Consider the following 24568-nt stretch of genomic DNA (forward strand, 5'->3'; position numbering starts at 1 on the left):
AGAGCCTCTGTCAAAGTCTTCTTGGGTGGGTTTTCAGCTTCCATAATAGCTACCATCATCATGGAGCCATAATATGGCTGGGGCATTAATAAGGAAGTATAAATTTACATTGGCATCAAGCTCATCAGTAGCTTCTTTCGGAAAACTATCCTTAAGATACTGTATGATTTCTTCTGTTGGTGCTTCCCAAACCCTTCTCTCAAATGGAACACCCTCAATATAAGGTACATCAAACTTAATTAAGCCGTTGTTTAGCCATTCTTCCGACAGTGCAAAAAATACCTCTTTATGTTCTTCAAAACTGATGTTTGGAAGATAACCAGAAATGGCACTAAAAAAACCTGATATCCATGATCCTTTGGAGATTTCAAAGATTTCTTGTTTGAGCTCTTCGGATATATCAACCATCATTATCTCCTTAAGAATTTAATTTCTGGATTTTTTCTGCTTTTAGTTAGCTTTTTAGGAATATCAATCGTCCAAACAGGGCCCGATCTATCAGAGCTTGAAGCAAAAACTCTGAGATTAAAATTACCATACGGTGTTTTAGCAACATAAACAATTCCTTTATTTGGGATGTTTCTTGGTGGAGGTAATGGCTGACCAGTAAGATCCATAAAATATCGTTTTACTTCTTCGTCGCTCGCTCCTTTGAATATGCGAGTTAACCCTGAACTATTTGCTTCTTGATGTAGTGTTTTATTGCCAATTTTGATACTTTTGCTTGCGTTGTTTTCATCAAATAGTTTACGAAGCTCATTTACTTTCTCTGTCTGAATGCCTTTAGCAGTAATCTTTTCATGCCGATCACGGCGATAATTTGCATTATTTTTGCCAATATTGTTTGCAGGTTTGTTTACAACCGCTTCAGAAACCACTCTACCACTTTTTTTAACAACCGCTTTTGCAGATGTACCGCCAGGGATTGGGATAATATCAAGTATGAAGTTTCTATAACCTTCACTGATTTCATTTTGTGTTGCGTATCTTTGACCTTGTTTTGGTAGGCAAGATTGTGTTGTAGTCCGTATACAAATAATAAAATCATTATTGCTGTTTTTTAAATAGGTGATGTTTTCTGATAATTCAGCAAGATTGTCTGGAATATCTTTAATCGCCTGTAGCTGCTCCTTAGCATAAGTACCATCTATATCACTGGTAATTTGATTCCACTCATGCCCCAGTGCAATTTCAGCGGTAGAATTCCACCTAACCGCCTCAGAAGCCATATTTGCTGCGGTGTTGATGTCTTTATCAAAGATAAAGGCAGCAAAGCTTGCAGCTAGGCGAGATTCGTTGATGATTTGTTGTCTTTGTTTGTCGGTTAATGTGTTTGGATTATCTATTTTTCTATCCGCCCACATCTCACCTATCATAGCACCTAGGGCAGCTGATTCACAGTCATTTTTGGCAATTTCAGCAGAAATACAGCCTGTAAGAGCAGCAGCAAGTTTGTGTTTGGTGTTATTAATAAATCCTATGTCGTTTTCGTCTAAGGGTTTTACAAGTCTACCAAAGATCTCTTGGTTAAAAATACCTGCTAAGCCTGATCTTAGATTTTTTGTTAGGTTTTTATCAAGGTCAGTGTTATAAATGGCAGTTTCTAATAAACTGTTACTTGTGCTTTGGACAAGCATTTTTAGCATTTGATCGCTAAATTTTAGCTTGTCTTGACCTGCTTGTACAGCAAAGTTTTTCTCAATCTTTTGGGTGATGCCAGCACTGATGACATCAAAGGCAAACCGTTTGACATTGTCTTTACTGCCTAAATCTTTAAAGGTTTTGGCAATATCGCCTTTGTTGTTGATTAGGCTGATATGAGAGATTTGAACCAATGAAGTAAAAGCAGCCCCTGCCATTGCACCGATGGTCTGACTGCCAGCTTGGGCAGCTACCGCCATAGAGATATTTGTGGCAGTGCCGCTGGTGGCGATAGTAAATTGCCAAGTGGACAAAAGGCTATGAAGCATTGGCAACTTGGATTGCAGACGATTTATTAAAACCTGAACGAGCAGAATTTTATCAGCCATTGCTTAAGAAAGTGGGGTGGGGTGGGTGAAAGAGAAATTATTAGCCATCAACCCAAATAAAAAACGCCCATAAAGGCGTTTTTAGCTCGTATTTGGGTGCTTAACTACTTCGGTGACCCTGGCCTATTCGACACTAAACGCTCTTATATCGCACACAGAAGCCCCAAACCAAGGTAATGATTTTAATTCATTGATGGCGTTGAACAAATTAGCCATGTTTTAAATATATATTTTTGACAGCGTAAGCCTATCCTGCACTTAACACTTAAGGAATTGAATATAAATCATCTTTTTGCCATATTAAACCATTTTTGCAAGTTAATTATCATAAAGTTGACAAAAAAAGATAAAATCAAATAATTCCGGATTGTTCTCTTTAAATATCTTATAGCTTTGGGTGCGATCTTTACTGTATTTTAGATAACAGATTGCAATTATTTTTTTTTGCGTTAAAGAGGTTGTTTGAATATTAAGATTTTTTATTTTGTTTTTTAAAGTATTAAAATCATCATGAAAATAAGACAGATCAATGCTGTTAGACAAAGAGGTTAGTTGCTGAATTTGGTGTGTCGATAAGAAAATTAACTGCTCTATGGACTTATTCTGTACATCTGCATCATTAGATTTGATAAATAAGTCTAAGTAATTTTGATAGTCTATATTTCTCTCAAGAACTGTTTGAAATACTTCACTAAAATAAAAATTTGCCCTTTGGTAGTTTTTTGATGCTGCTTTTGTGATAATATCGGCAATTTGGTTTTTGTTGGATTGTACAAAGTCCAAATTTGCATGTTCAAGAACAAAAGACAACGCAAAAATAATGGAGTAATCGTTCGAATCTGCCATTTTATTTAATATGATTAAAGCATCATCTAATAAATCGACAAAAATTGCTTCATTGATTAATTTAGCATATTCATCACTATTAAATTCATATTTGGACGACAATATGTCAGCAAATTTGCTTTTTAATAAAGTCTGCTGATTGGTTTTATTTATCATTAGGGTATTTCTCTTAGCATATTATTGATTCTATTAAGTATCCGTTGTTCCATTTGAACTCTTTCCTGATGACCTTTATCTAGCCTTTTATTAGGTTGTTTAGATTTTTCTGCTTTTCTGATTTTTATACTATGTTCAACAATAGCTTTAGCTTGTTGTAATGCGTCTTTATTGTAGCCAATATCAATAACTAATTTTCTTAAACCAGCTTCATCAATATTATGTAATTTGCCCCTACCTCTTAAACCTTTTTCAACATGAGATTGGAGAGTTAATAATGCCAACCCGCAATCATTATGCACCCACACCCCAAATGACTGATATTTGCCATTTGGTATGCCTGAAACAAAGTAGGTATTATCTTGATTGACGGTAAGATTTACACCTACTCTATGAGACTAAAACAATATCTCTGTTTGTCTATTTTATCTTCATCCAATCTAACCGTTTGAACTTTGGTTGGTGATATTTTATAGAATTTATCGAAATTATCACATGGGATAAAAAAAGAAATATTAAACTCAGTAGATAGATAAGAGAGTCTTTTTAATAACAATGATTGATTTATCGATTCAATTCTATATAATTGTAGCATCATTTGTGCATCACCGCTAGTATCAAAAACAAGACACCAGCATTGGATATCATCTGGAAAATCAACTTCGTCATTCTCCCTAGATATTGCAATATATTCCTTGTCTATATTAAAAAGTTGAGATAATAAGTGTTGTAAAATTGAAAAATCAATTCTTTTATCTACCAATACATCCATCATTTTTTAATCTCTTTATATAACTTTAATATTTTTACTCTTGTTGCCTGATCGACTTTCATGTTATCCAAGATTTGTTTTGATTTTTAAGTATTACCAAACTGGCTAAATACGCCAAAAGTTTTAAATTCGATTCTACTTAGTGTATAAAAACCATTGCCAGAAATTGGATATAAAACCCCATCATGATGACCATAAATCCTGCCATTAATGTGATATTGATTATTGATAAATACAGCCTTACCGTTTCTAATGGCATCTACATCGGATTGAACATCAACTTTAGATCTGTCAATGATGGTATTCTGTTCTTTTGCTAAACTTTTTTGGGTAATTTTGTCCGCATAATGTCTATTATTAGGCATTTTTAGACTGGCAGTTAATTGGGCTGGTTTTTCTGCCAAGTTCTGTTTCGGTGCATTGGGGTTTTTCTTATATCCCTTAACCCGCTCAACAACCCTACCGCCAACACCTTTAACAATCTTATAGCCATATTTGCCTATGTTGCCAGCAATAGCTTGGGCGATGTAATCTTCGCCTTTTTTGGTCGCTGACTAAATTTTTAGCTGTTGCGAAGCGATTTTAAAAATTTACCTCAATATAACCATCTGCTTTTCACCATCTGACATGAATAAAAGTGCCTTCTCCAGATTTTTTACCGGCAGATGCATGGCCAAAAATTCACTCTCAAAAATAAGCTCAAATTGGTTATAATAACAAAAATCTCCATAACCGCCTCTGCTTTTTACGATTTTAAAAAACATCGCTTCGGTCATGATTGTAAATTTCGCTCAAATTGACTTTTTGACTGTTATTTAAATTTGGGGTAATTATAGCTTTTGGCAATTACACTGGTTTTTGATACATTTCTTTTGCAAAGCTTGGGAACTTGATAAATTACAAGCATTAAAGTGGCATAAGCCATATTATCCAAGCCAGAAAATCAACAAACCGAGCGGCTGTTCAGCAGTCAATGTGCCAATATTCATGCGCGGGTTATCAGCTTATCTTACAACCCCTCCTTTTTCAAAACTCATCACATATCAAAGGCTTTGCTTTGATGATATTGCTAAATTTAAATTATTCATTTCATGCTCCCTCATTTCTTTATCAGCATTATCTGGTTTGCAATTTTTGATTATCCGCCATATTAGCCTTCTGGGTTGCTGGGTATTTTACCTTACAAGAATTGATTACTTATCACTTCCCAAAAGCACTTCAGACTTGCCAGCATCACAATTTTCCGATAATTTACAATCACTTATTTTGATACAGAATCAAGGCGACCTCTCAAGCAAGCCCTCTAATTTTTAATTATCATGAATTTGTTGATAAAAATTTCTTTCGTCACTTCACCGCCACAATCCATTTTTTCTTGTAATTTATTCAGTAAAACATGACAAGCCAGGCACAAATGCTTTTTAGCAATTTTTATTATAATTAAATTATATACTTATGTAAAGTTATCAATATCTATTGCCCAATCACTAACTAAGCAACCAAACCTTAAATCACATTGTATTCAAAAATAGCCTAAAATAATAAAACCCCAGCATATGCCAGGGTTTTAATCTTTGGTTAGTTGATTATGGACGATCCACAAGCTCAACATAAGCCATTGGTGCATTGTCACCATCGCGGAAGCCGCACTTGATGATACGCAAATAACCACCTGGACGAGTTTGATAGCGTGGTCCAAGTTCGCCAAACAGCTTACCAACCATAGCTTTATTACGCATACGGCTGAATGCCAAACGGCGATTAGCTACGCTGTCTTCTTTCGCCAAAGTAATCAGAGGCTCTGCCACACGGCGAAGCTCTTTTGCTTTTGGCAATGTGGTTTTGATTAGCTCATGTTCAAACAATGAATTAGTCATGTTTTGGAACATGGCCTTACGATGACTGCTGGTGCGACCCAGCTTGACTCCGCTTTTACGATGTCGCATGGTCAATATCCTTTAAATTAGCGGCTGCGGTAAGAAAAACGATCATCAACTCGCAAATCGCTTGGTGGCCAATTGTCTAGACGCATACCAAGCTCAAGATTTTTTGATGCAAGTACATCTTTAATCTCGGTCAATGATTTTTTACCCAAATTTGGTGTTTTTAGCAATTCAGTTTCTGAACGCTGCACCAAGTCGCCGATGTAATAAATGTTTTCAGCTTTTAAGCAGTTTGCCGAACGAACCGTTAGCTCAAGATCATCCACTGGGCGTAATAGCACAGGGTCAATCTCTTCTTTTTCTTTGATAGGTTCAGGGGTTTCTTCTGCTTCCAAATCCACAAAAATAGCAATCTGCTGCTGCAAAATGGTTGCAGCCTTACGAATTGCCTCTTCAGGATCGATCGTACCGTTGGTTTCTAGCTCGATAATCAGTTTATCAAGGTCGGTACGCTGTTCAACACGAGCATTTTCAACATCGTATGCCACACGAATAATTGGGCTAAAACTTGCATCAAGTTTTAGGCGACCAATGATTTTTGAATTGGCATCTTCACGACGCTGATTGGCAGGATCATAACCACGACCAGTTACCACACGCAGACGCATTTTTAGATGACCGCGTTCGCTTAATGTACCCAATACCAATTCTGGATTAGCAATTTCAACATTATGTGGTAATTGTAGATCAGCTGCAGTTACAACACCTGCACCCTGTTTATCCAAAGTTAAATATGCTTCGTTTTGATCGTGCAAAATGATGGCAAGTGATTTTAGATTTAATAATAAATCCAACACATCTTCTTGCAAGCCTTCAAGCGTTGAATACTCATGATCAACGCCTTCAATTTCGGCTTCTACAACAGCAGCACCTGATAACGAAGACAATAGAATGCGACGCAGAGCATTACCCAATGTATGCCCAAAACCGCGTTCTAACGGCTCGAGCGTGACCTTTGCAGTCGTTTCATTAACCGTATCCACATTAATTGTACTCGGTGTTAGAAACTCAGTTGCATTTGTCATAGTGTCACCTCGATTTAGTTCGGATTATTTAGAATATAGCTCAACAATCAAGTTTTCATTGATTTCAGCTGGCAATTCGCTGCGATCTGGTGCAGTTTTGAATGTGCCTTGTAATTTGCTGTGATCAACTTCTAACCATGCTGGAATGCCACGTTGTGTCGCAAGCTCAACTGCGTTTTTAATACGCAATTGCTCTTTTGACTTTTCATGCACAGCAATCACATCGCCATCTTGTACTTGGATAGATGGAATATTGACACGCACAAATTCATCACGACCAGCTTTTTTAAGCAAGATTGCACGATGGCTTACCAACTGGCGCGCTTCTGCACGAGTTGCACCAAAGCCCATGCGGTATACAACATTGTCAAGACGACGCTCAAGCATGCTTAGCAAGTTTTCGCCTGTTGCACCACGCTGACGAGCAGCTTCTTTATAGTAGTTAGAGAATTGACGCTCCAACACACCGTACATGCGTTTTACTTTTTGCTTTTCACGAAGCTGTGATGCGTATTCAGAAGTTTTGCTTTGGCTATTGCCATGCTGACCAGGTACGCGACCTGCTTTTTTTGTTTTCACATCAAAAGGCTTAACACCTGACTTCAATTGCAAGTCAGTGCCTTCACGACGCGATAGTTTTAATTTTGGACCAATATAACGGGCCATGTGTCTCTCTCCTTAAACGCGGCGCTTCTTAGGTGGGCGGCAGCCGTTGTGTGGAATTGGTGTTACATCACTGATGCTGTTAATTTTATAACCCAATGCACCTAATGCACGAACCGCAGACTCACGACCAGGTCCTGGACCTTTTACCAAGACATCGATATTCTTGACACCATAAGTTTCCTGTGCAGTTTTGCCTGCAACTTCAGCTGCTACCTGAGCAGCAAATGGTGTAGATTTGCGTGAACCACGGAAGCCTTGTCCACCAGAGGTGGCCCAAGCCAATGCATTACCTTGACGATCAGTGATCGTTACAATGGTGTTATTAAAAGACGCATGAATGTGGGCGATACCTTCAGATACCGAACGACGAGCCACTTTTTTGCGGCTACGAGTGTCTTTTGCCATCTTTTAGCTTCCTAAGTTAGTTACTTTTTAATTGCTTTGCGTGGACCTTTGCGGGTACGCGCGTTAGTTTTTGTGCGTTGTCCATTTACTGGCAAACCACGACGGTGGCGAAGACCACGGTAGCAGCCAAGATCAACCAAACGCTTAATATTCATTGAAACTTCACGACGAAGATCGCCTTCTACTGTGTAGTTTGCAACTTCTGCACGGACAGCATCCAGTTGTGAATCGTCTAACGAACCAATTTTGGTAGTTTCGTTGATACCAACCTTAGCAAGAATTTGCTTGGCAGTGGTACGACCGATACCAAAAATGTAAGTTAGTGAAATCACAGCATGTTTGTTATCCGGAATGTTTACACCGGCAATACGAGCCATTGATTCTCTCCATTAGCACAAATACAATGTATTTGCTAAGTTTAACCACTATCAAATAAACAAATGATAGCATGGCAAGAAGCGGATAATACATTATCCGCTGCAAAATATCAAGTATTAATTTGTAAAATTAACCTTGACGCTGTTTATGGCGTGGTTCTGAACTGCAAATCACAAGAACTTTGCCCTTGCGACGAACAATTTTGCAGCTGCCACAGATTTTTTTTACAGATGCTTGAACTTTCATTTCATGCTCCTAACTTCACCGATTTGGTGATTTAACTAATGTTTGATTATGATATTGATGCGTCATCAAATGTGCTTGTATCTGTGCAATAAAGTCCATCAACACAACCACCATAATCAATAAAGATGCACCGCCTAAAGGAATTGGCACATTAAACACTGACTGAATAATCATTGGCATCAAGCAAATGATCGTCATATACATCGCACCAATAAATGTTAAGCGATTTAAAACAAAATCCAAATATCGCTTGGTTTGTTGTCCCGGTCTAATGCCTGGAATATACGCACCGCTGCGTTTTAAATTTTCAGCAACTTCTTTTGGGTTAAACATCAACGCTGTATAAAAATAGCAGAAGAAGATAATCATCACGCCAAAGAGTAGCAAATACAGCGGCTGCCCCGGTTGCAAAACCAAAGAAATATTTTGTAAGATTTCTTGGCTAAGTGTCGGATTTTCACTGACCGTTACCCATTGCCCAAGGCTTGCTGGAAGCAACAACAATGAGCTGGCAAAAATCGCTGGAATCACCCCTGCCATATTAATCTTCAGAGGCAAATGCGACTGTTGCTGTGCATAGACCTTGCGACCTTGTTGCTGCTTTTGGGCATAATTAACAGGCACTCGTCGCTGAGCTCGTTCAATATAAACAATACCAGCTGTAACGGCCACGCCCAATACAACAAATAACATCATCACAATCAGATTCATGTCTTGACTAAATGCTTGGGAAATCATACCCGGTGCACTTGCAATAATACTTGCAAGGATTAGCATGGAAATACCATTACCAACGCCACGCTCAGTAATCTGTTCACCAAGCCACATCAAAAACATCGAACCTGCAACCAATGATGTTACTGCAGGAATGTAAAAACTAAGCCCTGTTGTCAGAGTCAGTCCACCAGCAATCAAGCCTGTAGACATACCCACAGCTTGCACAAATGCCAAAGCCAGTGTACCCTGTCTGGTGTACTTGTTTAATGTTCTACGACCAGACTCACCTTCTTTTTTTAAGGCCTCAAGCGAAGGGATAATCGCCGACATCATCTGCACCACAATCGATGCAGAGATATACGGCATAATTCCCAATGCCATAATTGACATACGCTCCAAAGCACCCCCAGAGAACATATTAAACATACCCAAAAAGGTATTATCATTTCTCTGGAAAAAATCAGCAAGGCTGACAGGATTCATACCGGGAACTGGAATATGCGAACCAAGTCGATAAACAATCAACGCCCCCAACAAAAACAACATACGAGTCCATAGCTCATCATACTTACGAATGAAAGCCAGTGGATTCAAGGGTATGCCTGAACGAGACGCAGACTGTTTCATAGATTACTCCTCGATGCTGCCGCCAGCAGCTTCGATTGCTTGTTTTGCACCTTTGGTAACTTTTACGCCTTTAAAGGTTAATGCACGAGTTACTTCACCAGATAAGATGATGCGGGCACGCTTCATATCACCACGGATAATATTGGCTGCTTTTAGCGTTTCTACGCTTACCACATCGCCTTCAATTTTATTCAACTCTGACAGGCGTACTTCTGCGGTTGTCATCGCCAATTTTGAAGTAAAGCCAAATTTTGGCAAACGACGATAAATCGGCATTTGACCGCCTTCAAAGCCCGCTGGAATGCTTGAGCCAGAGCGAGAAGTTTGACCTTTAATACCACGACCACCAGTTTTGCCCAAGCCTGAGCCGATACCACGACCGCGACGAAGTGCTTTTTTCTTGGCACCTAATGCTGGTGATAGTTCATTGAGCTTAAGACCCATTACACTTCCTCCACTTTAACCATGTAAATCACACGGTTTACCATACCACGAGTTGATGGAGTGTCTTCAACTTCAACAGTATGACCGATGCGACGCAGTCCCAAACCTTTTAGGCAAGCCTTATGGCTCGCTAGGCGATGGGCACTCGATTTTACTTGAGTAACTTTCATTTTTTTCATCGTAACTCACCTATTTCTTAGCCCAAAATTTCTTCAACAGTTTTGCCACGCTTGGCTGCAACTTGCTCTGGAGATACCATATCACGCAAGCCTTTGAAAGTAGCTTGTACAACATTGGCTGCATTGGTTGAGCCGTAGCATTTTGCCAATACATTCTGAACGCCAGCAACTTCAAGCACAGCACGCATCGCACCACCAGCAATAACGCCAGTACCTTCTGAGGCAGGCTGCATATATACTTTAGAAGCACCATGACGAGCGTTAATTGGGTGTTGCAAAGTATGACCTGCCAAATCCACAGTAATCATATTGCGTTTGGCTGCCTCTAGTGCTTTTTGGATAGCGGCTGGTACTTCGCGTGCTTTACCACGACCAAAGCCAACACGACCATTGCCATCACCAACAACCGTTAGGGCGGTGAAAGAGAAAATACGACCACCTTTGACCACTTTTGCAACGCGATCAACGGCAACCAAGCGTTCTACCAAACCGTCTGTTTGTTCTACTTTTGCCATGATTAAAACTCCAATCCGTTTTCGCGAGCTGCGTCAGCCAAAGCTTTAACGCGGCCATGATATTTAAAACCACTACGGTCAAATGCAACTTTTGTAACGCCAGCGGCTTTTGCACGCTCTGCAATCAAAGCACCAACGGCTTTAGCTGCTTCAACATTACCAGTAGTGCCAGAACGCAAACTTGCATCAAGTGTTGATGCTTGAGCCACAACCACGCCACCAGTTGGTGAGATGATTTGGGCATAAATATGACGCGGAGTGCGAGTAACGGTCAAACGATTAACACCCAAATGACGGATGTGTGCACGAGTTTTTTTCGCTCGACGAAGACGAGCTGCTTTTTTATCGAACATTATGGCTCACCTTATTTTTTCTTAGCTTCTTTACGAAGAACAACTTCATCGCTATAACGAACACCCTTGCCTTTGTATGGCTCTGGTGGACGGAAGCTGCGAATTTTGGCAGCCGCTTGACCAAGTTTTTGTTTGTCGCTAGATTTTAGGACAATTTCAGTTTGGCTAGGGCTTTCTGCTGATACGCCTTCTGGCAGCGTATATTCAATTGGGTGTGAAAAACCTAGGCTTAGGTTTACTTTGTTACCTGCAACTTGTGCACGATAACCAACACCAATCAACTGCAAGCGACGCTCAAAGCCTTCGCTTACGCCCTTGACCATATTATTTAACAATGCACGCACTGTACCTGTGTGCATCCACGCTTCTTTGGTATCTGCAACAGGAGATAAAGTGATAACACCATCTTCTTGTTTTAGCTCGACCAATTCATGCAGGCTCAAAGACAAAGTACCATTTTTGCCTTTGACTTCAACCTGCCGATCGTTCAAAGTAACACTAGTGCCAGCAGGCAGTGTTACTGGGGCTTTAGCCACACGAGACATAGGATTTTCCTTTAAATAAATCAAACTACCAAAGTTGGTAGCAACAAAAAAACTAACAGGCATATAAGCCTGCTAGTCTATCATAATCAAATCTATATGTAAAGATAAAAGATTTGAATTTTTCAGTAAATTGCAAATAGCCGCTAACTATGCAACCAAAGCAATAACTTCACCGCCAATACCTGCTTCACGAGCAGCACGATCGCTCATGATACCCTTGCTGGTAGAGATGATAGCAACACCAAGACCTTTTTTAACACTTGGCAATTCATCTTTACCACGGTATTGACGCAGACCAGGACGACTATAGCGTTTTAGTTGCTCAATAACGCCTTTGCCTTGATAGTATTTTAGCTCAATGGTCAATAGTTTTTTGCCATTTTCAGCATCACTAACTTCGGCAGAAGCCAAATAACCTTCAGCAACCAACAAATCAGCGATTGATTTGCGTAGTTTTGAAGCTGGCATCTGTACAGATGGCTTATTTCTTGATTGTGCGTTGCGAATGCGAGTTAGCATGTCAGCAACTGGATCTTGCATACTCATAGCTTAACTCCTTACCAGCTAGCTTTACGAACGCCAGGCACATCGCCTTGCATTACATGGACACGCAACATATTGCGTGATAGGCCAAATTTACGGAAATAACCGTGTGGACGACCAGTCAAGCCACAGCGATTACGCAAACGCACTGGAGAGGCGTTGCGTGGCAAAGCCTGCAATGCAAGCATTGCGTCCAAACGCTCTTCTTCGCTTGCATTAATGTCGCTAATGATAGCTTTTAGGTTGGCACGCTTTTGTGCATATTTGGCAACTGTTTTTTCGCGTTTTAGTTCGCGATTAATCATGCTTTTTTTAGCCATAACATTTTACCTTATCTAAATGGGAAACCAAATGCTTTTAGCAATGCACGACCCTGATCATCGTTTGCTGCGGTTGTAGTGATGGTAACATCCAAACCACGGATACGATCGATTTTATCAAAATCAACTTCAGGGAAAACGATCTGCTCTTTGATACCCAGTGAGTAATTGCCACGACCATCAAATGCTTTTGAAGAAAAACCACGGAAATCACGGATACGAGGAATTGCGATGGCAATCAAACGATCCAAGAATTCGTACATTTGCTCACCACGCAGAGTAACTTTACAACCAATTGGCCACTCTTCACGGATTTTAAAGCCTGCGACTGATTTGCGTGCCTTAGTTACAACAGGTTTTTGACCAGCGATGGCGGTCATGTCTGCCAAAGCACCTTCTAGTAATTTTTTGTCTTGTGCTGCACCACCAACACCCATATTTAGAGTGATTTTGGTAATTTTTGGCACTTGCATGACATTTTCTAAGCCCAGCTCTTCTTTGATTTGCTGTTTTAGCTTGTCATTATATAATGATTTTAATCTTGCCATTACTATATACCCTTAGTTTCTTATGCAGTCGCCACTACTTCACCAGTTGAACGGTAGATGCGTTCTTTTTTGCCCTCTGCGTTCACTTGGTAAGCAATACGATCTGCTTTTTGGGTTTTTGCGTTATAAATCGCAACATTTGAAATATGTAAAAATGCTTCTTGCTTAACAATACCACCTTCTTTGCCCAACATTTGGTTAGGTTTTTGGTGCTTGGTAACAATGTTAATGCCTTCAACTTTTACACGATCTGCTTTCACCGCCAAAATTGTGCCTTGCTTGCCTTTGTCTTTGCCAGCAATCACAACCACGGTGTCGCCTTTACGTAACTTTGCCATAATAAGCCTCTAAACAATTACAGTACTTCTGGTGCAAGTGAAACAATTTTCATGAATTGCTCACCGCGTAGTTCACGAGTAACAGGTCCAAAAATACGCGTAGCAATCGGTGCTTTGTTATTGTTCAACAATACAGCCGCATTGTCGTCAAAACGCAACACAGAACCATCAGGACGGCGAACGCCTTTTTTGGTACGCACAACAACTGCATTCATCACGTCGCCCTTTTTAACACGGCCGCGAGGAATTGCTTCTTTTACTGTTACTTTGATGATGTCGCCAACAGATGCATAACGACGATGTGAACCGCCCAGTACTTTGATGCACTGAACGCGTCTTGCACCACTGTTGTCTGCAACTTCCAGCATTGTTTCAGTCTGAATCATCGCATTACTCCAATAATAAATAAAAGCATAAAAGCCATTTACCACTAAATTTGGCAAATGTAGCTCAAAAGAACTACATTATACTAGCAAATGGCTTTTAATGCAAATAGCTTAAATTTTTACAGCGGTCTCAACCACATCCACCAAAGCCCAAGTTTTGGTCTTTGAGAATGGACGGGTTTCTTTGATACGCACGATATCACCTTCTTGGCAAACATTGTGTTCATCATGAGCTTTTAGCTTAGTAGAACGGCGAACTTGCTTGCCATACATTGGGTGACGAATTTGGCGTTCGACCAGCACAACAATAGATTTATCCATTTTGTTGCTGATGACTTTACCAGTTACAACGCCAACTTCTTGAGTTTGAGTATTCTCGCTCATGCGTCACCTCTTTGTTTTTCGTTGATCAAAGTCAAAATCTTAGCAATTGTGCGACGATTGGCTTTGATTTCGTGAGTGTTGCTTAGCTGACCCGTTGCTTTTGCCATACGCAGACGAAATGCGTCAAGTTGCTTTTCGTCAAGCAATTGAGCCAACTCCTCTACTGATTTTTCGCGTAATTCGTTGGTTTTCATTACATAATCGTCCGTTTAACAATGGTGGTCTTGAATGGAAGTTTTGCTGCAGCAAGGGTCAAAGCCTCGCGTGCAAGCTCTTCGCTAACACCTTGGATTTCATAAAGCATTTTGCCCGGCTTGATTTCTGCTACCCAGTATTCAACAGGACCTTTACCTTTACCCATACGAACTTCTAATGGTTTTTCGGTAATTGGCTTGTCTGGGAATACACGGATCCAGATTTTACCGCCACGCTTAATGCGGCGAGTGATGGTACGACGAGCTGCTTCAATTTGACGAGCAGTCATGCGACCACGACCGATAGATTTTAGACCAATTTCACCAAAAGCAACGGTGTTACCACGCTGGGCAAGTCCAGTGTTACGCCCTTTGTGCATTTTGCGAAACTTGGTACGTTTTGGTTGTAACATAGCTTAACCTCTGTCTGTGTTGCGGCGGTTAGTACGGCCACGGCGTTTTGGTGCACGTGCTTTGTCTTCAACAACTGGGTTGTAAGCACTGTTCATACCATCTAGGATTTCACCACGGAAAATCCAAACTTTAACACCGATAGTACCGTAAGTAGTTTCGGCACGAACTGATGCATAGTCAATATCAGCACGCAATGTATGCAAAGGCACACGACCTTCACGATACCATTCGGTACGAGCAATCTCTGCACCGCCTAGACGGCCTGACAACTCAACCTTAATACCTTGAGCACCAGCACGCATACTGTTTTGAACAGCACGCTTCATGGCACGGCGGAACATCACACGACGCTCCAATTGACTCGAAATACCTTCAGCAACCAAACGAGCATCCAAATCAGGAGAGGTAATCTCTTGGATATTCACTTGAGCAGGAACGCCCATCAATTTGGTCAGTTCTTTTTGTAGGCTTTCGATATCTTCGCCTTTTTTGCCAATGATCGTACCTGGGCGTGCACTATGAATGGTGATTTTTGCAGCACCTGTAGGACGCTCGATATTGATATGGCTAACCATTGCACCTTCTAGTTTTTTGCGTAAAAAAGCACGCACTTGAAAGTCATTTAGCAAATATTCTGAATATTGCTTTGGACTTGCATACCAATTTGCATTGTGCTTTTTGATAACGCCTAGACGGATACCAATTGGATGTACTTTTTGACCCATGATTATTCCCCTACTTTAACAGTGATATGACAAGTGCGTTTGCTGATACGGTCAGCACGACCCTTGGCACGGGGCATAATACGCTTCAAGGTAATGCCTTCATCAACATAAATGGTGGTAACACGCAATTTGTCGATGTCAAGACCATTGTTGTGTTCAGCGTTTGCAATTGCTGAATCTAGGCATTTCTTAACCAATTTAGCACCTTTTTTGTTGCTAAAAGTCAAGATATCCAAAGCGCGTTCAATTGGCTTACCACGAACTTCGTCCGCAACCAATCTTACTTTTTGTGCCGAAATGGCGGCACCACGTAATTTTGCAGTTACTTCCATGGTAGCACCTTATCTCTTAGACTTCTTATCAACGCCATGACCACGATATGAACGGGTCGGAGCGAATTCACCTAGTTTATGACCAACCATTTGCTCGCTAACGATAACAGGCACATGAGTGCGACCATTATGTACAGAAATGGTTAGACCTACCATTTGTGGTAGAATCATCGAGCGGCGTGACCAAGTTTTGATCGGTTTGCGGCTGTTGCTTTCTAGGGCATTTTCAACCTTGGCAAACAAATGCGCATCGATAAATGGACCTTTTTTCAATGAACGAGGCATGAAACTTTTCCTTTACTTCTTGGCACGACGGCGACGGATAATCATACTGTCAGTACGCTTATTAGAACGAGTCTTAAGACCCTTAGCTTTCTGACCCCATGGGCTTGTTGGGTGCTTACCGAAGTTACGGCCTTCACCACCACCGTGTGGGTGGTCAATCGGGTTCATCGCAGTACCACGAACGGTAGGACGAACACCACGCCAGCGTGCTGCACCTGCTTTACCCAATGATTTTAGGTTGTTTTCAGTGTTTGATACTTCACCGATAACTGCACGGCAGTTTGCATGAATGCGGCGAGTCTCGCCAGAACGCAAACGCACGATAACATAAGCACCATCACGACCCAACAACTGAACAGCAGCACCAGCAGAACGAGCAATTTGAGCACCTTTGCCGATTTTTAGTTCAATGTTGTGAATGGTAGTACCAACAGGGATATTTTTTAGTGGCAAGCAGTTACCAGGACGGATTGGCGCTGCCTCACCTGATAGCACTTGATCGCCAACGCTTAATTTCTTAGGAGCGATAATATAACGACGCTCACCATCAGCATACTTAAGTAGTGCAATGTGTGCAGTGCGGTTTGGATCGTATTCGATACGCTCTACCACAGCTGGGATACCATCTTTGGTACGCTTAAAGTCGATCAAACGATAATGTTGCTTATGACCACCACCGATATGACGAGTGGTAATGCGGCCATTATTGTTACGACCACCAGTTTTGGCTTTTGATTCGACAAGCGGTGCATATGGACGACCCTTATAAAGGTGTGGATGCACTACTTTCTCAACAAAGCGGCGACCTGGTGATGTAGGTTTTGCTTTTACGATAGGCATTTTTTGAATCCTTATTCGTTAGTCGCTGTTTCGCCAGTGGCTTCTTCACCAGCACCGATTTGTACGTCTGAACCAGCTTTTAAGGTTACATACGCTTTTTTTACGTCAGAACGCTTGCCAACAACACGGCCAAAACGCTTGGTTTTACCTTTGGTGTTTAGCGTGTTTACTTTTACAACTTCAACACCTTCAAACATCAGCTCAACAGCTTGTTTGATTTCACGCTTGGTAGCCTTGCTATCAACTTTAAAAACCTGCACGCCCAAAGAATCACCCAGACGCTGAGATTTTTCTGAAAATACAGGTGCTTTTAGTACCTGATATAGTCTTGCGTTGCTCATGCCAGTGTCTCCTCAAATTGCTTCGCTGCTTCTACCGACATGATTACTTTGTCATAAGAAACCAAACTTACTGGATCAACTTCACGAGTACCCAATACATTAACATACGGGATATTGCGTGCAGCCAAGTACAAGTTTTCATCAACTTCGTGAGTTACAATCAAGGCACGAGGAGCGTTAAGTTCAGCCAATTTGGCAATAAGCTCTTTTGTTTTTGGTGCTGAAACTGAAATTTCATCAACCAAAATCAGACGCTCTTGACGCACCAATTCGGCCAAGATGCACTGCATTGCACCACGATACATTTTGCGGTTCACTTTTTGTGACCAGTCTTGTGGTTTGGCAGCAAATGCACGGCCACCACCAACCCAAATTGGGCTACGGATTGAGCCTGCACGAGCACGGCCAGTACCTTTTTGACGCCATGGCTTTTTGCCACCGCCAGAAACTTCACCACGCGTTTTTTGTGCACGAGTACCTTGACGAGCACCAGCTAGGTAAGCAGTTACTACTTGGTGTACCAAGGCTTCATTAAACTCACGGCCAAAAGTTGTTTCCGAAAGTTCAACCGCTGCACCTGTAACAGTTTTTAAATTCACGTTAATCCCCTTTACTAGGCTTTGACTGACGGACGTACGATAACATCGCCACCATTAGCACCTGGAACAGCACCTTTGATGACTAGTACACCTTTTTCGGCATCAACAGAAACAATTTCTAGGCCTTGAACGGTAACGCGTTTATTACCCATTTGACCTGGCATTTTTTTGCCTTTGAATACACGACCCGGGGTTTGGTTTTGACCTGTAGAACCCAATACACGGTGAGAAACAGAGTTACCGTGTGTTGCGTCTTGGGTGCGGAAGTTATGACGCTTCACACCACCTTGGAAACCTTTACCTTTACTTTGACCAGTAACATCAACCAATTGACCTACTTCAAAGATATCAGCTAGGATATTACCGCCAACTTCACGACCTTCAAGATCGCTTTCTTCTGCACGGAATTCCCAAACACCACGACCAGCAGCTACGCCAGCTTTTGCGAAGTGTCCTTTTTGAGCAGCAGTTACGCGGCTGTCACGACGCTCACCTGTTGTGATTTGGATTGCGTTATAGCCATCGGTGTCTACTGTTTTGATTTGCGAGATGCGGTTGGCATCAACCTCGACTACTGTTACAGGGATAGAAACACCTGCTTCAGTAAAGACTCGGGTCATGCCGCATTTTTTACCGACTAAACCAATCGCCATTTTAGACCTCTTTATATTAAATAGTTTAATAGTTTAAACCAGACTTATGTTCATCAGCCCAAAGCGATCTGAACATCTACACCAGCTGCTAGATCTAGCTTCATCAGTGCATCAACAGTTTTGTCTGTTGGTTGTACGATGTCGATCATGCGTTTGTGGGTGCGAATTTCGTACTGGTCACGAGCGTCTTTGTTGACGTGTGGTGATGTCAATACATTAAACCGCTCAATACGAGTCGGCAATGGTACAGGACCGCAAACTTGTGCACCTGTACGCTTTGCAGTATCGACAATCTCTTGTGCCGACTGATCAATCAGACGATGGTCGAACGATTTTAGTCGGATACGGATTCTCTGGTTAGCCATGCCAACAAGCTCCTAATTTAAGTGCTTACAAACTGCCATCTAAAAGATTTCAGTTAAACCGTTAAAATTCGCTTTCAAAAAGTCAGTGAAAGCAAAATAATCCTATCCCTGCCAACCATATACAACTGTGCAAGGTAGCAGGGTGTTTGTTCAATAGTGCCAAAAACGATGCTTCGGCTGTGGCGTTGCTTAGTACTTCCTAATATTTTGAACAAGGTTCATTGTTGAAGTAAACTTTTTGTCAGTTAATTTAATCACAAAAAGCACAACGCAAAATAATGATGGTGCATATTATACACGAAAAATTAGCCAGTGCAAGGGTTTTGTTGGGTTTTTTGTTAAATTTTTGGTAGGTTTGCAACACACTCGAGAGCCAACAAGACAACCAATGGCAAATTGGCAGCTTTGGTTAAATATTTATTCAAAGGTGATGCTGTACTCTTCTTGCTGATAACAACCTTCCACCAAAAAACGAATCGGCTTGGCAATCAGCTGCTCCAAATCTGCCACTGTGGACGCTTCGGTAGACAGCATCAAATCAATCACCGATTCATGTCCAATGACGGTAAACTGGCGAGCGGTGTGATAAGTGCGAGCATAACGCATGATTTCACGAAATATCTCAAAACAAACGGTTTCGGCAGTCTTGATATAACCCTTACCTTGGCACACAGGACATGGCTCACACAGCTGCTGTGGCAGTGATTCACGCACTCGCTTGCGTGTCATCTCAACCAAGCCAAGCTCACTGACTTGGGTAATGTTGGTCTTGGCAGGGTCTGTCGCCAGCTGCTGCTGTAGCGTGGTCAGTACATCGCTACGATGCAGTGGCTCTGCCATGTCAATAAAATCCAAAATAATAATACCGCCAAGATTTCTTAAGCGAATTTGACGGGCGATGACATGAGCTGCCTCCAAGTTGGTCTTATAAACCGTCTCCTCCAGCGAACGCGTACCAACATAGGAGCCTGTATTCACATCAATGGTGGTCATCGCTTCGGTCTGATCAATCATCAAATAACCGCCAGATTTCAGATCCACACGCCGCTTTAGGGCATTTTGCAAATCCTCTTCGACACGATACAAATCAAACAGTGGTACTTCGCCTGTATAATGAGCAACCAGCGGTGCAATGGACGGCACAAATTCTTGGGCAAAATAAGCAACTTCATGATAAATTTGGCGATGATCCACCAATACCTTACTGGTTTTTTCATTTACCAAATCACGAATGCAACGCAAAGGCAATGGCAACTCTTGATAAATCAACTCGGCACGCTTGGCAGGCTGCATTTTGGCAGCGGCGGTGCGTGCGATGATGGTCTGCCACAACTGCACAAGGTAATGAATATCCTCTTTGAGCTTGGCATCGCTTATCTTTTCGGCGGCAGTGCGTGCAATCAGACCACCTTGCAAATTGGCCTCTGCCATCAGCCTAGTTAAGCTGTCTTTGAGTCGCACACGCTCTTCACGCTCTTCGATGCGTGTAGAGACTCCCACATAAGGCTCATTGTCTGGCAAATACACCAAATAGCGTGAAGGCAATGAAATATTGGTTGTCAGCCTCGCCCCTTTTGTGCCAAGTTCATCTTTAATGACTCGCACCAATACCCTATCACCCTCTCGCAATCGATGCTCAATCAAGGGCTGGGCGGGCATTTCGGCCAATTTAACTGCGACATTTGCCACATCGACACTGGCACTATGCCCTTGCTTGTCATTTGTCTTGGCAGGGGTCGCCATCGGCAGATGCGTAATCACAGGGCGAGGCGGCTCATCAAGACCATCACTGCTGCGTTTTGGCTTTTGCATATCATTGGCGTGCAAAAAAGCAGTACGCATCTGCCCAATATCAACAAATGCCGCCTGCATTCCCGGCAAAACACGCACCACAGTACCCAAATAAATATTGCCAACCAGCCCTAATTTTTGATGGCGTTCGATGACAATCTCACTGGTTGCACCGTCAGTTAAGACTGCCACGCGAGATTCCATTGGCGTATAATTAATTAACAATTCTTCTGACATTGTTGCTCTTTTTATAATTGTAATTCAACCAATTATGGTAAGCGATATTTGCCAAATGTGCAAGCACCGACAACGCAAAGCAAATAACAACAATTGCCAGTCTGTCTGACAAAAACGGTCATTGATTGGACTTTAACAAAGCTAAGCACTTGGCTTATCAAGTTGAGGGCTGGTAGCTCAATGATTTTTATGAATAAATCCCAAACTCATCAAGCAAGGCCAGCGTCTGAGACAACGGCAGTCCCACCACGTTGCTATAACTGCCACGGATACTACGCACCCAAGCAGCTGCACCTGCCTGAATGGCATAAGCACCTGCCTTGTCCATAGGCTCGCCACTGTCCCAATAACGCTGCTTCATCGCCTCGGTCAATGGTACAAAATCCACTTCGGTATGCTCACAAATCTGTCGCTGTCTGACAATCTGCTGTTTGTTAATTTGGCTAACACAAACCGCCGTATAGATACTATGCGTGGTATCTGACAACATTGCCCACATACGATACGCATCTGCCTTATCAACAGGCTTGGTCAGTACCATGCCATCTTTTACCCCAATGGTGTCTGCTGTGATGACAAGACAAGACGATGGCAAATCAGCCAGTGATGCCGCCTGTGCTGCCTTTTGTTGCACCATGCGGTTGATATAATCATCAGCAGTCTCACCAGCCTGCCAAGATTCGTCAATCTGCACCGCAACTGTATCAAATTGCACGCCTGCCATTGTCAGCAACTCATGACGGCGAGGCGAGGTTGATGCCAGAATCAATGGTAAGGTATTCATAATAATCCCTTGATTGTCTCAAAGCAAATTGGCAATATTGCCCTTTTTTAAAGCATAAGTCAATGGCATTGATAACAACCATAATAGCACGACAAACATCACCGCTTGGTTTTTTGATTGCAGTGCTTTTTATATAAACTTGGTTTTAGACCGTGCCAAGCTATGCTATAATGAAAAGTTTATATGATTCATTGTCCATTAAGGAAATTATATGAGCGAACAACTAAGCACCGAAGATATTTTGGCAGCTGCCAAATTATCGCGACTTGCCATCGATGATGCCACCGCTGCCGCCTATGCTGGCAGTCTACAAAAAATCCTGGCAATGATGAATGTGCTTGACTCGGTCAATACCGACAACATCAAGCCACTTGCCAACATTCACGAAAACCAACAATCTCTACGCACCGACACCGCCACAACTGACATTGATCGCGATGCCAACCAATCGGTCGCACCCAGTGTTGCTGATGGCTTGTATCTGGTGCCACAAGTGATTGAATAAGCAGCATAAGTGGTTGATTTGATGACAACAACAAGATAAATCAGCCCAGCATTCACCCCAATCACAAACAAATATAATATTTTTAGTTGAAAGGCAAACCATGACACAATTTCACCATTTATCCGTTCATGAGCTGGTAACGGGTTTACAAAATAAACAATTTAGCAGCAGCGATTTGGTGGCACACTTTGCCAGTCGCATTGAGAGCTTGGATACACAGACCAACAGCTTTATCACACAAACGCTCGATATCGCCAAACAACACGCCAAAACCGCTGATGCTCTGCGTGCTGATGGCGATACTCGCCCACTGCTTGGTGTACCGATGGCACACAAGGACAATCTTTGCACCCAAGGCGTGCTTAGCACCTGCGGCTCAAAAATGCTGCATAATTTTGTCTCGCCTTATGATGCCACTGTGGTAAAAAATGTTGCTGATGCTGGCTTTATCAGCCTTGGCAAGCTAAACATGGACGAATTTGCCATGGGGTCGGACAACGAAAAATCCCACTATGGTGCGGTGCATAACCCATGGGATTTATCACGCGTGCCTGGTGGTTCATCAGGCGGTAGTGCGGCGGCTGTGGCAGCAGGATTTGTGCCTGTGGCGACAGGTTCGGACACGGGTGGCTCGATTCGTCAGCCAGCAAGTTTTTGTGGCGTAACAGGCATCAAGCCTACCTATGGTCGTGTTTCTCGCTATGGTATGATTGCCTATGCCTCAAGCCTCGATCAGGCAGGTGCATTTGGCAAATCCGCTCTAGACTGTGCTTATTTGTTGCAGCCCATGTCAGGTCATGACAATAAGGACTCTACCAGTATTGCCAAAGATGTGCCAAACTGGGTAGATGAAATCTTGACCGCTCGCACCAATGACAAACCACTGCAAGGCTTAAGAATCGGCGTGCCAAGCGAATATTTTGGTGCAGGGCTAAATGATGAAGTTGCCACGGCTGTCAAGTCTGCCTTAAAGCACTATGAAGAACTTGGTGCAACTTTGGTTGATATCCACCTAACCCACCCCGAAATCACCCTTGCCACCTACTATCTGCTCGCCCCTGCCGAAGCCAGCTCCAACCTGTCTCGCTTTGATGGTGTGCGGTTTGGCTATCGCTGCGAAAATCCAAAAGATCTGCACGATTTATACACACGCAGCCGCTCTGAAGGCTTCGGAGCAGAAGTACAACGCCGTATCATCATGGGAACTTATGCCCTTTCGGCAGGCTATTTTGATGCGTATTATGTCAAGGCTCAAAAAGTACGCCGCTTGATTGCCCAAGACTTCGCCAAAGCCTTTGAAAGCTGTGATGTCATCGCCACACCGACCGCACCAACCACCGCCTACAAAATCGGTGCCAGCCTGACCCCTGCCGAGATTTATATGGGCGATGTTTATACCATTGGGGTAAACTTGGCAGGACTACCAGCCATCAGCCACCCAATTGGCTTTGATGGGCAGGGTTTGCCTGTGGGCTTGCAGCTGATTGGCAACCATTGGCAAGAGGGTAAACTGCTAAGCGTCACCGATGCATATCAGCAAGTGACTGACTTTCATAAAGCAGCACCAAGCATCGGCTAATCGATAAGCAAGGATAAGGACATGGGCAAAGCAATCAGCACAAACATCGTGGTTCGACCAACCGAACCCTACGACCATCAAGGACTGTATGACTTATACAGACAACCTGAAGTCTATCGTCAGACGCTTGCTTTGCCTAGTCAGTCCTTACATAGTTGGGAGAAGCGGCTATCTGACATCCCAAGCCATGTGCATTCATTCGTGGCACTGTTTGATAATGATGACGAATATCGCATCATGGGTAATGCTGCCTTGACCATCGAGACCGCCGTGCGTCGCCGTCATGCAGGCTCCATCGTCATCGCCGTAAGCACAGACAGTCACGGACAAGGCATCGGCACGATGCTGATGCAGACCATCGTTGATTTGGCGGATAATTGGCTTGGCTTATCCCGACTGGAATTACAAGTTTATACCGATAACACGCCTGCGATTACTTTGTATGAAAAATTTGGCTTTATCAACGAAGGCACACTACGAAACTACGCCTATCGTGATGGCAAGCTGTGCGATTTATATATGATGGCAAGAACCAAAAATCCATCAGACACCAATTGA

General features: G+C 42.4%; 41 protein-coding genes. 4 read left to right on the plus strand and 37 right to left on the minus strand.

The window, feature by feature from the left end:
• Nucleotides 1–33 precede the first annotated feature (33 nt).
• The 7 genes from EL162_RS00710 to EL162_RS00745 form a co-directional block, all read right to left on the minus strand.
• Nucleotides 34–408, minus strand: coding sequence for a DUF596 domain-containing protein (locus tag EL162_RS00710; protein WP_126329420.1), 375 nt, complete (start codon nucleotides 406–408; stop codon nucleotides 34–36).
• A 2-nt stretch (nucleotides 409–410) separates the two neighbouring features.
• Entirely contained in the window at nucleotides 411–2030 is a 1620-nt protein-coding gene (locus tag EL162_RS00715) for a DUF637 domain-containing protein (protein ID WP_126329422.1), read from the minus strand.
• Between the two features lie 318 nt (nucleotides 2031–2348).
• A complete protein-coding gene (locus EL162_RS00725) occupies nucleotides 2349–3032 on the minus strand; it encodes a hypothetical protein (protein ID WP_126329424.1) in 684 nt (227 codons plus the stop codon).
• Nucleotides 3032–3316, minus strand: coding sequence for a hypothetical protein (locus EL162_RS00730; protein WP_197718982.1), 285 nt, complete (start codon nucleotides 3314–3316; stop codon nucleotides 3032–3034). The genes EL162_RS00725 and EL162_RS00730 overlap by 1 nt, the downstream gene beginning before the upstream one ends.
• Before the next feature lie 101 nt (nucleotides 3317–3417).
• Complete coding sequence (locus EL162_RS00735; protein ID WP_126329426.1) at nucleotides 3418–3807, minus strand: hypothetical protein; 390 nt, start codon at nucleotides 3805–3807, stop codon at nucleotides 3418–3420.
• An 83-nt stretch (nucleotides 3808–3890) separates the two neighbouring features.
• Nucleotides 3891–4208 (minus strand): hypothetical protein, encoded by a 318-nt coding sequence (locus EL162_RS00740; protein WP_227543413.1) that lies wholly within the window; start codon nucleotides 4206–4208, stop codon nucleotides 3891–3893.
• Nucleotides 4209–4394: 186 nt separating this feature from the next.
• A complete protein-coding gene (locus tag EL162_RS00745) occupies nucleotides 4395–4580 on the minus strand; it encodes a hypothetical protein (protein ID WP_126329428.1) in 186 nt (61 codons plus the stop codon).
• Between the two features lie 82 nt (nucleotides 4581–4662).
• On the opposite strand from EL162_RS00745, the gene EL162_RS00750 reads away from it, so the two are divergent.
• Nucleotides 4663–5118 carry a hypothetical protein gene (locus EL162_RS00750; protein WP_126329430.1) on the plus strand — a complete coding sequence of 152 codons (456 nt, stop codon included), beginning with the start codon at nucleotides 4663–4665 and terminating at the stop codon, nucleotides 5116–5118.
• Between the two features lie 272 nt (nucleotides 5119–5390).
• Here EL162_RS00750 and rplQ read toward each other — a convergent pair whose 3' ends face one another.
• The 30 genes from rplQ to EL162_RS00900 form a co-directional block, all read right to left on the minus strand.
• On the minus strand, nucleotides 5391–5750 hold the full coding sequence (gene rplQ / locus EL162_RS00755; RefSeq protein WP_076555656.1) for a 50S ribosomal protein L17: 360 nt from the start codon (nucleotides 5748–5750) through the stop codon (nucleotides 5391–5393).
• 17 nt (nucleotides 5751–5767) lie between these two features.
• Complete coding sequence (locus tag EL162_RS00760) at nucleotides 5768–6772, minus strand: DNA-directed RNA polymerase subunit alpha (protein ID WP_076555655.1); 1005 nt, start codon at nucleotides 6770–6772, stop codon at nucleotides 5768–5770.
• 24 nt (nucleotides 6773–6796) lie between these two features.
• A complete protein-coding gene (gene rpsD / locus EL162_RS00765) occupies nucleotides 6797–7438 on the minus strand; it encodes a 30S ribosomal protein S4 (RefSeq protein WP_076555654.1) in 642 nt (213 codons plus the stop codon).
• A 12-nt stretch (nucleotides 7439–7450) separates the two neighbouring features.
• Nucleotides 7451–7843, minus strand: coding sequence for a 30S ribosomal protein S11 (gene rpsK, locus EL162_RS00770; RefSeq protein WP_076555653.1), 393 nt, complete (start codon nucleotides 7841–7843; stop codon nucleotides 7451–7453).
• Nucleotides 7844–7863: 20 nt separating this feature from the next.
• Complete coding sequence (rpsM, locus tag EL162_RS00775; protein WP_076555652.1) at nucleotides 7864–8220, minus strand: 30S ribosomal protein S13; 357 nt, start codon at nucleotides 8218–8220, stop codon at nucleotides 7864–7866.
• Nucleotides 8221–8350: 130 nt separating this feature from the next.
• On the minus strand, nucleotides 8351–8467 hold the full coding sequence (gene rpmJ, locus EL162_RS00780; protein WP_036364264.1) for a 50S ribosomal protein L36: 117 nt from the start codon (nucleotides 8465–8467) through the stop codon (nucleotides 8351–8353).
• A 15-nt stretch (nucleotides 8468–8482) separates the two neighbouring features.
• Entirely contained in the window at nucleotides 8483–9811 is a 1329-nt protein-coding gene (gene secY, locus EL162_RS00785) for a preprotein translocase subunit SecY (RefSeq protein ID WP_076555651.1), read from the minus strand.
• Nucleotides 9812–9814: 3 nt separating this feature from the next.
• Entirely contained in the window at nucleotides 9815–10255 is a 441-nt protein-coding gene (gene rplO / locus EL162_RS00790) for a 50S ribosomal protein L15 (RefSeq protein ID WP_076555650.1), read from the minus strand.
• Nucleotides 10255–10434, minus strand: a complete 180-nt coding sequence (gene rpmD / locus EL162_RS00795; protein ID WP_076555649.1) for a 50S ribosomal protein L30 — start codon at nucleotides 10432–10434, stop codon at nucleotides 10255–10257. The genes rplO and rpmD overlap by 1 nt, the downstream gene beginning before the upstream one ends.
• A 17-nt stretch (nucleotides 10435–10451) precedes the next feature.
• A complete protein-coding gene (gene rpsE / locus EL162_RS00800; protein ID WP_076555648.1) occupies nucleotides 10452–10949 on the minus strand; it encodes a 30S ribosomal protein S5 in 498 nt (165 codons plus the stop codon).
• 2 nt (nucleotides 10950–10951) lie between these two features.
• A complete protein-coding gene (rplR, locus tag EL162_RS00805; protein ID WP_076555647.1) occupies nucleotides 10952–11302 on the minus strand; it encodes a 50S ribosomal protein L18 in 351 nt (116 codons plus the stop codon).
• 11 nt (nucleotides 11303–11313) lie between these two features.
• Nucleotides 11314–11847 carry a 50S ribosomal protein L6 gene (rplF, locus tag EL162_RS00810; RefSeq protein WP_076555671.1) on the minus strand — a complete coding sequence of 178 codons (534 nt, stop codon included), beginning with the start codon at nucleotides 11845–11847 and terminating at the stop codon, nucleotides 11314–11316.
• 147 nt (nucleotides 11848–11994) lie between these two features.
• Nucleotides 11995–12393, minus strand: coding sequence for a 30S ribosomal protein S8 (gene rpsH, locus EL162_RS00815; protein WP_126329432.1), 399 nt, complete (start codon nucleotides 12391–12393; stop codon nucleotides 11995–11997).
• 11 nt (nucleotides 12394–12404) lie between these two features.
• Nucleotides 12405–12710, minus strand: a complete 306-nt coding sequence (gene rpsN / locus EL162_RS00820; protein ID WP_076555645.1) for a 30S ribosomal protein S14 — start codon at nucleotides 12708–12710, stop codon at nucleotides 12405–12407.
• A gap of 11 nt (nucleotides 12711–12721) precedes the next feature.
• Nucleotides 12722–13258 carry a 50S ribosomal protein L5 gene (rplE, locus tag EL162_RS00825; RefSeq protein ID WP_076555644.1) on the minus strand — a complete coding sequence of 179 codons (537 nt, stop codon included), beginning with the start codon at nucleotides 13256–13258 and terminating at the stop codon, nucleotides 12722–12724.
• Nucleotides 13259–13278: 20 nt separating this feature from the next.
• On the minus strand, nucleotides 13279–13596 hold the full coding sequence (gene rplX / locus EL162_RS00830; protein WP_076555643.1) for a 50S ribosomal protein L24: 318 nt from the start codon (nucleotides 13594–13596) through the stop codon (nucleotides 13279–13281).
• A 17-nt stretch (nucleotides 13597–13613) separates the two neighbouring features.
• Nucleotides 13614–13982, minus strand: a complete 369-nt coding sequence (rplN, locus tag EL162_RS00835) for a 50S ribosomal protein L14 (protein ID WP_049236821.1) — start codon at nucleotides 13980–13982, stop codon at nucleotides 13614–13616.
• Between the two features lie 111 nt (nucleotides 13983–14093).
• Nucleotides 14094–14366 (minus strand): 30S ribosomal protein S17, encoded by a 273-nt coding sequence (rpsQ, locus tag EL162_RS00840; RefSeq protein WP_076555642.1) that lies wholly within the window; start codon nucleotides 14364–14366, stop codon nucleotides 14094–14096.
• The gene (gene rpmC, locus EL162_RS00845; RefSeq protein WP_076555641.1) at nucleotides 14363–14560 is read right to left on the minus strand and encodes a 50S ribosomal protein L29; all 198 of its coding nucleotides are present in this window, start codon (nucleotides 14558–14560) and stop codon (nucleotides 14363–14365) included. Before rpmC ends, rpsQ begins: the two co-directional genes overlap by 4 nt.
• Nucleotides 14560–14973 (minus strand): 50S ribosomal protein L16, encoded by a 414-nt coding sequence (rplP, locus tag EL162_RS00850; RefSeq protein WP_064603324.1) that lies wholly within the window; start codon nucleotides 14971–14973, stop codon nucleotides 14560–14562. Before rplP ends, rpmC begins: the two co-directional genes overlap by 1 nt.
• 3 nt (nucleotides 14974–14976) lie before the next feature.
• Nucleotides 14977–15699, minus strand: a complete 723-nt coding sequence (gene rpsC, locus EL162_RS00855; protein WP_076555640.1) for a 30S ribosomal protein S3 — start codon at nucleotides 15697–15699, stop codon at nucleotides 14977–14979.
• A gap of 2 nt (nucleotides 15700–15701) precedes the next feature.
• Entirely contained in the window at nucleotides 15702–16031 is a 330-nt protein-coding gene (gene rplV, locus EL162_RS00860; protein WP_003656983.1) for a 50S ribosomal protein L22, read from the minus strand.
• Nucleotides 16032–16040: 9 nt separating this feature from the next.
• Nucleotides 16041–16316 carry a 30S ribosomal protein S19 gene (gene rpsS / locus EL162_RS00865; protein WP_003656984.1) on the minus strand — a complete coding sequence of 92 codons (276 nt, stop codon included), beginning with the start codon at nucleotides 16314–16316 and terminating at the stop codon, nucleotides 16041–16043.
• Nucleotides 16317–16328: 12 nt separating this feature from the next.
• Nucleotides 16329–17156: a 50S ribosomal protein L2 gene (rplB, locus tag EL162_RS00870; protein WP_076555639.1), complete on the minus strand. Its 828-nt coding sequence runs from the start codon at nucleotides 17154–17156 to the stop codon at nucleotides 16329–16331.
• Nucleotides 17157–17167: 11 nt separating this feature from the next.
• The gene (gene rplW / locus EL162_RS00875; RefSeq protein WP_076555638.1) at nucleotides 17168–17497 is read right to left on the minus strand and encodes a 50S ribosomal protein L23; all 330 of its coding nucleotides are present in this window, start codon (nucleotides 17495–17497) and stop codon (nucleotides 17168–17170) included.
• Nucleotides 17494–18096: a 50S ribosomal protein L4 gene (rplD, locus tag EL162_RS00880; RefSeq protein ID WP_076555637.1), complete on the minus strand. Its 603-nt coding sequence runs from the start codon at nucleotides 18094–18096 to the stop codon at nucleotides 17494–17496. Before rplD ends, rplW begins: the two co-directional genes overlap by 4 nt.
• 14 nt (nucleotides 18097–18110) lie before the next feature.
• Nucleotides 18111–18749 (minus strand): 50S ribosomal protein L3, encoded by a 639-nt coding sequence (rplC, locus tag EL162_RS00885; RefSeq protein ID WP_076555636.1) that lies wholly within the window; start codon nucleotides 18747–18749, stop codon nucleotides 18111–18113.
• Between the two features lie 53 nt (nucleotides 18750–18802).
• Nucleotides 18803–19114 carry a 30S ribosomal protein S10 gene (gene rpsJ, locus EL162_RS00890; protein WP_003656991.1) on the minus strand — a complete coding sequence of 104 codons (312 nt, stop codon included), beginning with the start codon at nucleotides 19112–19114 and terminating at the stop codon, nucleotides 18803–18805.
• A gap of 417 nt (nucleotides 19115–19531) precedes the next feature.
• The gene (locus EL162_RS00895; RefSeq protein ID WP_126329434.1) at nucleotides 19532–21142 is read right to left on the minus strand and encodes an Rne/Rng family ribonuclease; all 1611 of its coding nucleotides are present in this window, start codon (nucleotides 21140–21142) and stop codon (nucleotides 19532–19534) included.
• Nucleotides 21143–21329: 187 nt separating this feature from the next.
• Nucleotides 21330–21926: a Maf family protein gene (locus tag EL162_RS00900; protein WP_126329436.1), complete on the minus strand. Its 597-nt coding sequence runs from the start codon at nucleotides 21924–21926 to the stop codon at nucleotides 21330–21332.
• Between the two features lie 211 nt (nucleotides 21927–22137).
• Between EL162_RS00900 and gatC the strand changes: the two genes are divergently transcribed.
• From gatC to EL162_RS00915, 3 genes are all read left to right on the plus strand, one after another.
• On the plus strand, nucleotides 22138–22431 hold the full coding sequence (gene gatC, locus EL162_RS00905) for an Asp-tRNA(Asn)/Glu-tRNA(Gln) amidotransferase subunit GatC (protein WP_126329438.1): 294 nt from the start codon (nucleotides 22138–22140) through the stop codon (nucleotides 22429–22431).
• A 100-nt stretch (nucleotides 22432–22531) separates the two neighbouring features.
• Nucleotides 22532–24010 (plus strand): Asp-tRNA(Asn)/Glu-tRNA(Gln) amidotransferase subunit GatA, encoded by a 1479-nt coding sequence (gatA, locus tag EL162_RS00910; protein WP_126329440.1) that lies wholly within the window; start codon nucleotides 22532–22534, stop codon nucleotides 24008–24010.
• A gap of 21 nt (nucleotides 24011–24031) precedes the next feature.
• Nucleotides 24032–24568, plus strand: coding sequence for a GNAT family N-acetyltransferase (locus EL162_RS00915; protein WP_076555631.1), 537 nt, complete (start codon nucleotides 24032–24034; stop codon nucleotides 24566–24568).

Source organism: Moraxella cuniculi (assembly GCF_900637105.1).
In the GTDB taxonomy this organism is placed as follows: Bacteria; Pseudomonadota; Gammaproteobacteria; order Pseudomonadales; family Moraxellaceae; genus Moraxella; species Moraxella cuniculi.

What these genes read in the sequence shown, in the direction of transcription:
- gatC (WP_126329438.1), top strand. Translation starts at nt 22,138, where the DNA reads ATGAGCGAACAACTAAGCACCGAAGATATTTTGGCAGCTGCCAAATTA.
- EL162_RS00710 (WP_126329420.1), bottom strand. Translation starts at nt 408, where the DNA reads ATGGTTGATATATCCGAAGAGCTCAAACAAGAAATCTTTGAAATCTCC.
- rpsK (WP_076555653.1), bottom strand. Translation starts at nt 7,843, where the DNA reads ATGGCAAAAGACACTCGTAGCCGCAAAAAAGTGGCTCGTCGTTCGGTA.
- EL162_RS00760 (WP_076555655.1), bottom strand. Translation starts at nt 6,772, where the DNA reads ATGACAAATGCAACTGAGTTTCTAACACCGAGTACAATTAATGTGGAT.
- rpsD (WP_076555654.1), bottom strand. Translation starts at nt 7,438, where the DNA reads ATGGCCCGTTATATTGGTCCAAAATTAAAACTATCGCGTCGTGAAGGC.
- rplR (WP_076555647.1), bottom strand. Translation starts at nt 11,302, where the DNA reads ATGTTCGATAAAAAAGCAGCTCGTCTTCGTCGAGCGAAAAAAACTCGT.
- EL162_RS00735 (WP_126329426.1), bottom strand. Translation starts at nt 3,807, where the DNA reads ATGATGGATGTATTGGTAGATAAAAGAATTGATTTTTCAATTTTACAA.
- rplQ (WP_076555656.1), bottom strand. Translation starts at nt 5,750, where the DNA reads ATGCGACATCGTAAAAGCGGAGTCAAGCTGGGTCGCACCAGCAGTCAT.
- EL162_RS00900 (WP_126329436.1), bottom strand. Translation starts at nt 21,926, where the DNA reads ATGAATACCTTACCATTGATTCTGGCATCAACCTCGCCTCGCCGTCAT.
- rplF (WP_076555671.1), bottom strand. Translation starts at nt 11,847, where the DNA reads ATGTCTCGTGTGGCTAAAGCCCCAGTAACACTGCCTGCTGGCACTAGT.
- rpsN (WP_076555645.1), bottom strand. Translation starts at nt 12,710, where the DNA reads ATGGCTAAAAAAAGCATGATTAATCGCGAACTAAAACGCGAAAAAACA.
- rpsQ (WP_076555642.1), bottom strand. Translation starts at nt 14,366, where the DNA reads ATGAGCGAGAATACTCAAACTCAAGAAGTTGGCGTTGTAACTGGTAAA.
- rplO (WP_076555650.1), bottom strand. Translation starts at nt 10,255, where the DNA reads ATGGGTCTTAAGCTCAATGAACTATCACCAGCATTAGGTGCCAAGAAA.
- rplP (WP_064603324.1), bottom strand. Translation starts at nt 14,973, where the DNA reads ATGTTACAACCAAAACGTACCAAGTTTCGCAAAATGCACAAAGGGCGT.
- rplN (WP_049236821.1), bottom strand. Translation starts at nt 13,982, where the DNA reads ATGATTCAGACTGAAACAATGCTGGAAGTTGCAGACAACAGTGGTGCA.
- rplW (WP_076555638.1), bottom strand. Translation starts at nt 17,497, where the DNA reads ATGAGCAACGCAAGACTATATCAGGTACTAAAAGCACCTGTATTTTCA.
- rplC (WP_076555636.1), bottom strand. Translation starts at nt 18,749, where the DNA reads ATGGCGATTGGTTTAGTCGGTAAAAAATGCGGCATGACCCGAGTCTTT.
- rpsM (WP_076555652.1), bottom strand. Translation starts at nt 8,220, where the DNA reads ATGGCTCGTATTGCCGGTGTAAACATTCCGGATAACAAACATGCTGTG.
- rpmD (WP_076555649.1), bottom strand. Translation starts at nt 10,434, where the DNA reads ATGAAAAAAATGAAAGTTACTCAAGTAAAATCGAGTGCCCATCGCCTA.
- EL162_RS00725 (WP_126329424.1), bottom strand. Translation starts at nt 3,032, where the DNA reads ATGATAAATAAAACCAATCAGCAGACTTTATTAAAAAGCAAATTTGCT.
- rplB (WP_076555639.1), bottom strand. Translation starts at nt 17,156, where the DNA reads ATGCCTATCGTAAAAGCAAAACCTACATCACCAGGTCGCCGCTTTGTT.
- rpsS (WP_003656984.1), bottom strand. Translation starts at nt 16,316, where the DNA reads ATGCCTCGTTCATTGAAAAAAGGTCCATTTATCGATGCGCATTTGTTT.
- rpsH (WP_126329432.1), bottom strand. Translation starts at nt 12,393, where the DNA reads ATGAGTATGCAAGATCCAGTTGCTGACATGCTAACTCGCATTCGCAAC.
- EL162_RS00915 (WP_076555631.1), top strand. Translation starts at nt 24,032, where the DNA reads ATGGGCAAAGCAATCAGCACAAACATCGTGGTTCGACCAACCGAACCC.
- secY (WP_076555651.1), bottom strand. Translation starts at nt 9,811, where the DNA reads ATGAAACAGTCTGCGTCTCGTTCAGGCATACCCTTGAATCCACTGGCT.
- EL162_RS00715 (WP_126329422.1), bottom strand. Translation starts at nt 2,030, where the DNA reads ATGGCTGATAAAATTCTGCTCGTTCAGGTTTTAATAAATCGTCTGCAA.
- rpmC (WP_076555641.1), bottom strand. Translation starts at nt 14,560, where the DNA reads ATGAAAACCAACGAATTACGCGAAAAATCAGTAGAGGAGTTGGCTCAA.
- rpsJ (WP_003656991.1), bottom strand. Translation starts at nt 19,114, where the DNA reads ATGGCTAACCAGAGAATCCGTATCCGACTAAAATCGTTCGACCATCGT.
- gatA (WP_126329440.1), top strand. Translation starts at nt 22,532, where the DNA reads ATGACACAATTTCACCATTTATCCGTTCATGAGCTGGTAACGGGTTTA.
- rplX (WP_076555643.1), bottom strand. Translation starts at nt 13,596, where the DNA reads ATGGCAAAGTTACGTAAAGGCGACACCGTGGTTGTGATTGCTGGCAAA.
- rplE (WP_076555644.1), bottom strand. Translation starts at nt 13,258, where the DNA reads ATGGCAAGATTAAAATCATTATATAATGACAAGCTAAAACAGCAAATC.
- rplV (WP_003656983.1), bottom strand. Translation starts at nt 16,031, where the DNA reads ATGGAAGTAACTGCAAAATTACGTGGTGCCGCCATTTCGGCACAAAAA.
- rpmJ (WP_036364264.1), bottom strand. Translation starts at nt 8,467, where the DNA reads ATGAAAGTTCAAGCATCTGTAAAAAAAATCTGTGGCAGCTGCAAAATT.
- rpsE (WP_076555648.1), bottom strand. Translation starts at nt 10,949, where the DNA reads ATGGCAAAAGTAGAACAAACAGACGGTTTGGTAGAACGCTTGGTTGCC.
- EL162_RS00895 (WP_126329434.1), bottom strand. Translation starts at nt 21,142, where the DNA reads ATGTCAGAAGAATTGTTAATTAATTATACGCCAATGGAATCTCGCGTG.
- rpsC (WP_076555640.1), bottom strand. Translation starts at nt 15,699, where the DNA reads ATGGGTCAAAAAGTACATCCAATTGGTATCCGTCTAGGCGTTATCAAA.
- EL162_RS00745 (WP_126329428.1), bottom strand. Translation starts at nt 4,580, where the DNA reads ATGACCGAAGCGATGTTTTTTAAAATCGTAAAAAGCAGAGGCGGTTAT.